The sequence below is a fragment of the Phocaeicola sp. RTP21198st1_B8_RTP21198_201120 genome (assembly GCF_040929485.1).
GTDB lineage: Bacteria > Bacteroidota > Bacteroidia > Bacteroidales > Bacteroidaceae > Phocaeicola > Phocaeicola dorei.
On the sequence record NZ_JBCOCI010000121.1, the window covers coordinates 1 to 8,861 of the forward strand.

Sequence of the window (8,861 nt, forward strand, 5' to 3'; positions counted from 1 at the left end):
CAGGGATTCGAACCCCGGGTACCTCGCAGTACAACGGTTTTCAAGACCGCCGCAATCGACCACTCTGCCACCTCTCCCAAACTTCCTTTCAGAAGTGCTTTTGTTGAAAGCGTTGCAAAGGTACGACTTTATTTTAAATATGCAAGACTTTTGAACAAGAAAAATTAAAGGTTTTATTATATTTGCACTCTCAATCGAAAAAAGCATATGAAACTAAAATGTCTTTTCTTACTGTTACTTTTGGGGATATCCTTTTGTGTACATGCACAAAAGCGCCCCGTCATCCTTGAGAAACAGTTGGAAATCATTAGGAAAGAACCTGATAACGGGGATGCCTTAAAATTTCTATGCCAATACTATTTAAATAAAGGAGATTATTCCAAAACCATCACTTACGCTGAGATTATGAAAAACGTAGCGGACAAGACTAAAAATCCTCTACTCCAACTCTATTCATATATCTACCAAGCACAAGCGCAAATGATGAGCGGACGGGAAAAAATAGCCAAAAAAAACTTGAATCTTTCTCTTGAATTAGCAACCAAACTGAATAATGACTCCACCCTTTGTTCCGTCTATGGTAGTCTCGGACTCTATTCAGCAAATATTGAAACCGATTATTACCGTGCCATACGATGGCTTTATAAAGGTATCCAATTGGCACAACAAAATAATTTCCAACAACAATACGCTTTGCTTTTAGGCAATTTAGCAAATATCTATTACCTCAAAAAAGATACAGCCGGCATCAAATACGCATTAGAATGTTATGAATTAGGACACAGTATGCGTAATCCATACATCATTTATTCCGGTGCAGTAAATTCTGCCTATATGTATTTTTTAATGAAACAGAATGAGGAAGCAATGAAATATATCCATGAAGCCGAAACATTGATGCTGGAAAATGATTTCTACGACCAAGCCCATACCTATAATCTCTTTGGCAATATATTATATGATATGGGTGAATATGCTCAGGCTTTGGAATATTACAAAAAAGCCATGAAGGATAAACAGGCGGCACAAACTTCCTCTATTGTCTATGCCCATTTGGGATATGCACGTATACTAATGCAGCAAAACAAACAACCAGAAGCTATTTTATTGTTAAAACAAGGAATAGCTATTTCTTATGCACGCGTCAACGCCATCCATCGCAATGAACTATACGAAAATCTGTCTACCTGCTATGAGCAATTGCACCAATATCATGACGCACTGAAGTATTATAAAATATTCCGTTTGGAAAACGACAGCCTTTTCAACAAGGACAAAGAAAGAGATTTAAGCGAAATGCGATTCAAATATGACTCTGAGCGGCAGGAAAATTTAATAAAACAAAGCAAACTAGATGTAATGCAGAAAGAACAGCGTATACAGCAACAAACATTTATTCTTATTATCACTGTAATTGTTTTAGGGTTGCTTTATTACCTCTACCGCCGTAAAAACAAACTTTATTTAAGTATTGTCAAGCAAAATCAAGAAGCAATCAAAAGAGAAACGGAACTGAATCGCCGTATAAAAGAATTGGAGACCAATGCCCCCTCCATGGTTTCTACTTCCGAAAAGTATGCTTCCTCCTCACTCACCGATGAGAAAAGTTTAGAACTTTTCCGTACATTAGAGCGTATTATGAGAGAAGAAAAAATTTACAAAGACAATTTTATAACAAAAGACAAAGTAGCGGAAATACTAGGAACTAACCGTACTTATTTATCACGTATCATCAATGAACAATCCAAATTATCCTTCACTCATTATGTAAATCGTTTCCGTATTGAAGAAGCTATCCGCCTATTATCTGACCCCAATAACGAAACTCCGATGAAAGCCATTTCTGCAGAGTTGGGATTTAACTCCATTTCCACCTTTTATAACCTTTTCCAATCCTCTGTGGGAATGACCCCCTCCCAATATAGAAACAAAGTTATGGAACTCCAAAAAGAGCAATAGATTATCTTTTTGCTCTATTTTTTATTCTGAAAACAGCAATTGCCGATATTTATATAGGTATAGAGAGACATATCTAAGATATTATCCCTTACTTTGCGGTATGAACATTAATCAAAATTTAAATAATACGTAATGAAAAAGAAGTTTTTTTTAAGTTGCCTCTTAATCGTTATGGCATTGCTTCCGGCAGTTGCCCAGATTCAAGATCCGGTACAATTCAAAACCGAGTTAAAGACGATTTCCGATACGGAAGCACAAATAGTATTCACTGGTAAGATTGACGCCGGATGGCACGTTTATTCCACGGACCTTCCTTCGGGAGGTCCTATCTCCGCTACTTTCAACGTAGACAAGATAGAAGGAGTAGAATTAGTAGGGAAGCTCACTCCACAAGGTAAAGAAATTGAAAACTTCGACAAGGTGTTTGAAATGAAATTACGTTACTTTGAGAACACTGCCATTTTCATTCAGAAACTAAAAATAACTGGCGCTACCTATATGATAGAAGGTTATATGGAATTCGGTGCCTGCAACGATGAAAACTGTCTGCCTCCTACTGAAGTTTCTTTCTCTTTCTCCGGAAAAGGAGTTGCCGCTGCTACTACAAGCAAGACTACTGAACCCGCAAAAACAGAAACAGCCATAACGGAAGTTCCTGTAGCGGAAACAGCTACTGCAACTACCGCAACAGATAGTGCTACAACTGCCGCCCTGATCGGCAATGACACTGCTGTCCAAGATTACTGGACTCCGGTTATCCAAGAGTTGAACGCATTTGGCGAAACGACATCACAACAAGACCGTTCATGGATTTACATCTTCTTTGCCGGATTTATCGGTGGATTACTAGCCTTATTTACGCCCTGTGTATGGCCTATCATCCCAATGACGGTAAGTTTCTTTTTAAAACGTAGCAAAGACAAAAAGAAAGGAATCCGTGATGCATGGACATATGGTGCTTCTATTGTAGTGATCTATGTATTATTAGGTCTTGCCATAACCTTAATATTCGGTGCCAGTGCCTTGAATGCACTTTCCACAAATGCTATTTTTAACATATTCTTCTGCTTGATGCTAATTGTATTCGCAGCCTCTTTCTTTGGAGCATTCGAACTTACTCTTCCTTCAAAATGGAGCAACGCAGTAGACAGTAAAGCGGAACAGACCAGTGGTTTGTTAAGTATCTTCTTGATGGCATTCACCCTATCTTTGGTTTCATTCTCATGTACAGGCCCTATCATCGGCTTTTTGTTAGTAGAAGTTTCCACCACAGGTAGTGTGATTGCCCCTGCCATCGGTATGTTAGGTTTCGCCATTGCACTGGCATTACCGTTCACTCTGTTTGCCATGTTCCCATCCTGGTTGAAATCCATGCCTAAATCAGGTGGCTGGATGAATGTAATTAAAGTCGTATTAGGCTTCCTCGAACTTGCGTTTGCTTTGAAATTCCTGTCGGTTGCTGACTTGGCTTATGGATGGGGGATTCTAGACCGTGAGACATTCCTTGCTTTATGGATTGTGATTTTCGCTTTGCTAGGCTTCTATCTGTTGGGTAAGATCAAATTCCCTCACGATGATGATGATGATAAAGTAGGTGTTGCCCGTTTTTTTATGGCTCTTATCTCACTTGCATTTGCTGTATATATGGTACCGGGCTTATGGGGTGCTCCTTTGAAAGCTGTCAGCGCATTTGCTCCTCCCATGAATACACAAGACTTCAACTTATATACCAATGAAGTACATGCGCAGTTTGATGACTACGATGCCGGTATGGAATATGCAAAACGTACCGGAAAACCGGTAATGCTCGACTTTACAGGTTACGGATGTGTAAATTGCCGTAAAATGGAAGCCGCTGTATGGACTGATCCGAAAGTAAACAAGTTGATGACTGAGGACTATGTACTGATAACATTGTTCGTTGATAACAAAACCCCGTTGCCCGAACACATCAAAGTGATGGAAAACGGTAAGGAACGTACACTACGCACGATCGGTGATAAATGGAGTTACTTGCAACGTTCTAAATTCGGTGCCAACGCACAACCTTTCTATGTATTGATTGACAATGAAGGAAAACCGTTGAATAAATCATATTCATATGATGAGGATATAGATAAATATGTTGACTTCCTCCAGACCGGATTACAAAACTATAAAAAATAACCAAAGTGTGTCAAAAGTCGAAGGGGTGTCAAAACTAAATAAACCTATCATTCTATTCATTCAGAATATTCTTTAATGAAAAATATTCTGAAAATCAACGAAAAGGAAAAGACAAACGAAATGATAGTTTTATTCGAGTTTTGATACACTTTCAAAAAGATTTTTGCAAGACCCCTTAATAATTATCTACTATGATCGCCAAACCAGAAAGAGAGCAAATCATTGCCCTTATAAATCGCGAGGTCGTTCCGGCTATCGGGTGCACAGAACCCATAGCCGTAGCCCTTTGTGTAGCAAAAGCAACAGAAACACTAGGTAAAAGACCTGAAAGGATTAAAGCTTTACTCAGCGCCAATATTCTTAAGAACGCCATGGGAGTAGGCATCCCGGGGACAGGAATGATTGGACTACCTATCGCTATCGCCTTAGGGGCATTAATCGGGAAATCCGAATATCAATTGGAAGTCTTAAAAGACAGCACTCCTGAAGCCGTAGCAGAGGGTAAAAAACTAATTGACTCACAAGCTATCTCTATCGGGCTGAAAGAGAATATAGAAGAAAAGTTATATATCGAAATTATCTGTGAAGCTGACGGTGATAAAGCAACGGCCATTATTGCTTGCGGGCATACCAATTTTATATATGTGGCCTTTAACAACCAAGTTTTACTAAACAAACAAACTACCGCCGCCTGCAATGAGGATGCAAAAAAACCGGAGTTGAACTTGCGAAAAGTGTACGATTTTGCCACCACCACACCATTGGATGAAATTCGTTTTATTCTTGAAACCAAACGTTTGAACAAAGCGGCGGCAGAACGTTCTTTCAAAGGAAACTACGGTCACGAATTAGGCAAAATTCTGAAAAGTAGCAAAAGTGAAGAACAAATATTGGGAAGTAATACATTTACCCACATCCTTTCTTATACCTCGGCAGCTTGCGATGCACGTATGGCGGGAGCCATGATTCCTGTCATGAGCAATTCGGGAAGCGGGAACCAAGGAATTACAGCTACCTTACCGGTAGTAGTCTATGCCGAAGATAACCATAAATCAGAAGAAGAATTGATCCGCGCACTGACACTCAGTCACCTAACAGTGATTTACATCAAACAAAGCTTGGGGCGTCTGTCTGCACTATGCGGTTGTGTAGTAGCTGCAACAGGTTCTAGCTGTGGTATCACTTATTTGATGGGAGGCACTTATGAGCAAATCACTTTTGCTGTACAGAATATGATCGCCAACCTGACGGGTATGATTTGTGACGGAGCCAAACCCAGTTGTGCTCTGAAATTAAGCAGCGGTGTCTCTACCGCTGTATTTTCAGCCATATTAGCGATGGAACATAAATGCGTATCTTCTGTAGAAGGTATCATTGATAATGATGTGGACCGTAGCATCCGCAACCTTACCAGAATCGGTTCACAAGGCATGAATGAAACCGATAAACTAGTATTGGATATTATGACACACAAACAATGTGATTAAAGGTATATATAAAGATAAGAGAGCTAAAAACGAATCAGACACGGTGTTTATACAATCCGTGTCTGATTTTATTTCTCACTCCACCAACATGTCTTTATATTGGGTATGCCGGGTAAAAAACATTTTTGCAAAAGAACAAGTAGGACATATTTTAAGCCCTACGACCGAAGCATATCTCACAGCGGCCTCGGTCAAAGCCTGAGCTATTCCCTGCCCCTCCAACTGTGGGGGAACTATTGTATGAAGGATATCCAAAACTCCGTTCTTTTCATCATATTGCAAATAGGCGATTTGTCCCGATTCAAATACTTCGAAACGGTCTACTTTCTCGTCATGTATAACTGTATGTTCCATTCTATATTGATTTTAATGTATGACTATTATTAATAAAAACAATAATAAAATGGAATTGTTTTTACTCATAGATGAAATCTGTTACAGAACGTATGTCTGTTGACGAAACTCCGATACAAACCTTAAATGGCACTATAAAATATTGAAAACTATCTACCTTGTTTATATTGGAAAGCCGAAGGTAGTATACCAAATTCTTCCTTAAAATATCGACTGAAATATTTCGGATTATTAAAACCCACCTGATAGGCTATTTCTGAAATATTCTGTTGACTTCCACGGAGTAATTGGGCAGCCCGCTTTAAACGAATTATACGAATAAACTCGATAGGGGTCTTACCGGTAATAGCCAATAACTTTTTATATAAATGAACGCGGCTCATCCCTAATTCCTTGCTTAGCTCTTCTACAGACAAATCGCTGCGTGCAATATTATCCTCTACATATTTCACAGCATGATTTATCAGTTTTTCATCCATCGAAGTTATGGCAGTCCCACTAGGTTTGAGATCAATATAAGCATGATTCCAAACCGTTTTCAACTCCAGTTCACTTTTTTCTTCAGGAACAGCGGTCACCATTTCCTGTACCCCCTCCGGTGGAATAATATGAGTTATCATCTCATTACTCTCACCCTCAACCAATTGAATCACCGTTGCTCTTTGTGGAGCAACGGCAGAGATTGTTTCTATATTTTTTTCTTCTGCAATTTCTTCCGTATTACCAGATTCTAATCTTCGAATATCCTCCTCCAGTCCTTCTATTGTTATTATATGGTTCAGTTCTTCTTTCGATTCCTCCCCGACATTAGACGCCACATAAGACTCCGGAACTTGAAGTGTGGAAATATCTTCTACCGACTTATCTACAACTTGCACCTGTTCTATCTTCATCGGTTTACCCCCAGAACGTTTTACTGGAATATGGATAATAAAAACACAACCGACAGGGGTATTATCCATTACGTTCACCGTGCCATCGTGAAGCGTGACAAAATCACGTACAATACTCAGACTACCTCCGCCACCTGAGAAGCTCATATCCGGATAATCCACTTGATAAAAATGTCCGAAAATGCGTTCTCTGTCTTCTTTTTTAATGCCGATCCCTGTATCAGCCACTCTGATTTCCAGCATTTCCCGAGAATCCTGTCCTTCCACTAAACTGACAGACACATCAACTCTTCCACCACTGCAAGTAAATTTAAAAGCATTGGAAAGCAGACTCATCATCACTTCCCTCATTTTATCCCCATCAAACAACATATTCAATGAGGAAACAGCTGAATAAAAAGTGAGAGAAACATCTTTCTGTTCAGACAAAGAGATAAAAGAATCACAAATCGTATGAATATAAGAGATGATATCATCATCAGACAAACTTAAATAATATCCATTCACATCAATTTTCCTAAAATCCAACAACTGATTTACAAGATTCAACAACCTTACCGCATTGCGTTGCACTATATTTAATTTATCCATCAGAACAGCATCCGATTGATATTCCTTCATCAGCGTTTCCAACGGTGAGATAATAAGAGTGAGCGGAGTACGTAGTTCATGGCTGACATGAGTGAAAAACTTCAAATTCATATCTGCCTTCTCCTGATTCCTCTCTATTTCTTGCTTTATTTGCTGTATTTTAAATTTATTCCGTTCTCCACGCAGAACCCAATAGCATCCCAATACCAATACAGCAACCACCAAAAGGCTATAAACAATATATGCCCAAACGGAACGCCAAAAAGGAGGATAGATAACAATTTTCAATGAAGCTTCTTCATCTCCACCATATCCGTCACTGTTGACTGCTTTCACTTTCAGCATATAAGTTCCGGGGGCTAGATTAGTATAAGTCACTTTGTCATAGGTAGTAGTCATCCAATCCTCATTGAAACCTTTCAGCCTATAAGCATACTCCGTTTTTTCCGGCAAAATATAGTTATCAGAAGCAAATTGTACACTGAACATATTCTGCTCATAACTCAATTTTATCTGATCTACCTTGTTCAACGCCTTATCCAAAATCACCCTACCTTCATATTCCTCACCCACCCCTACTTCTTCATTGAACAAGAACAAACGGGTAAACATCACGCTGGGACATTTTTTATTGTATTTTATATCATCCGGGCGGAAACGGTTAATGCCATACAGCCCTCCCATAAAAATTTCTCCAGAAGACAATTTTTTAATGGAACGCAGGTTGAACCCACTATTTTGCAAACCATCTTTATCATCATAAACACAACTATGAAAAATATAGCGCCCTGTTTTTAAATCTACTGCCGGTATAACATTAGTTATTCCACGTGCTGTAGTCACCCATATATTTTCATTACCATCTTCTACTATTCCAGAAATGATAGGGCTGGAAACTCCTTGCTCCACTCCTAATATAATCAGTTCATCCGTTTTGGGATTATAAACATTCAGCCCCTCACATGTACCAATCCATATCAATCCACGGCTATCCTCATACACCTGACTTATATTCTGATCAGAAAAATATTCCTTACCAGATTTAGTACCTTCCAGATTAACCACTTTTTTAGTTTCAATATCCAATTCCGAAAGTCCCTGAACGGTGCCAATCCACAAAGAGCCCTCTTTTCCCATACACAAAGAGGAAACATAATCGGATATCAAGCCGGCCGAAGTTGTATTATAAGTGGTGAACAAACCCGTCTTGGGATTCAAACTCTGCACTCCCCCACCCAATGTACCTATCCATATAATCCCCTGCTTATCTTCAGCCAAAGCCAATACATTATTATGAGCCAAAGAATTTTGCCGTTCCGGTATGTTTTTTTTATAATCCTCAAATCCGCAACTAAGCCCTTGAACGTCCTTATTGCGTTTACACGTCCTCTCATTACTGAATTTGCAGATA

The 8,861-nt window shown here is 39.2% G+C and carries 5 protein-coding genes; 3 read left to right on the top strand and 2 right to left on the bottom strand.

Features of this window, described 5'->3' with window-relative positions; all coding sequences use genetic code 11:
* Window positions 1–207 precede the first annotated feature (207 nt).
* From AB5935_RS22650 to AB5935_RS22660, 3 genes are all read left to right on the top strand, one after another.
* Window positions 208–1,959: an AraC family transcriptional regulator gene (locus AB5935_RS22650; protein WP_007845756.1), complete on the top strand. Its 1,752-nt coding sequence runs from the start codon at window positions 208–210 to the stop codon at window positions 1,957–1,959.
* Between the two features lie 132 nt (window positions 1,960–2,091).
* Window positions 2,092–4,125: a protein-disulfide reductase DsbD family protein gene (locus AB5935_RS22655; protein WP_007836841.1), complete on the top strand. Its 2,034-nt coding sequence runs from the start codon at window positions 2,092–2,094 to the stop codon at window positions 4,123–4,125.
* A 191-nt stretch (window positions 4,126–4,316) separates the two neighbouring features.
* Window positions 4,317–5,612, top strand: a complete 1,296-nt coding sequence (locus AB5935_RS22660) for a serine dehydratase subunit alpha family protein (RefSeq protein ID WP_007836840.1) — start codon at window positions 4,317–4,319, stop codon at window positions 5,610–5,612.
* Window positions 5,613–5,687: 75 nt separating this feature from the next.
* On the opposite strand, the gene AB5935_RS22665 is transcribed toward AB5935_RS22660, so the two are convergent.
* Together AB5935_RS22665 and AB5935_RS22670 are read right to left on the bottom strand one after the other, a co-directional pair.
* Window positions 5,688–5,966 (bottom strand): GNAT family N-acetyltransferase, encoded by a 279-nt coding sequence (locus AB5935_RS22665; protein WP_038605760.1) that lies wholly within the window; start codon window positions 5,964–5,966, stop codon window positions 5,688–5,690.
* A 149-nt stretch (window positions 5,967–6,115) separates the two neighbouring features.
* Window positions 6,116–8,861, bottom strand: a 2,746-nt coding sequence (locus AB5935_RS22670) for a helix-turn-helix domain-containing protein (RefSeq protein WP_368327587.1), incomplete at its 5' end; no start/stop codon positions are given.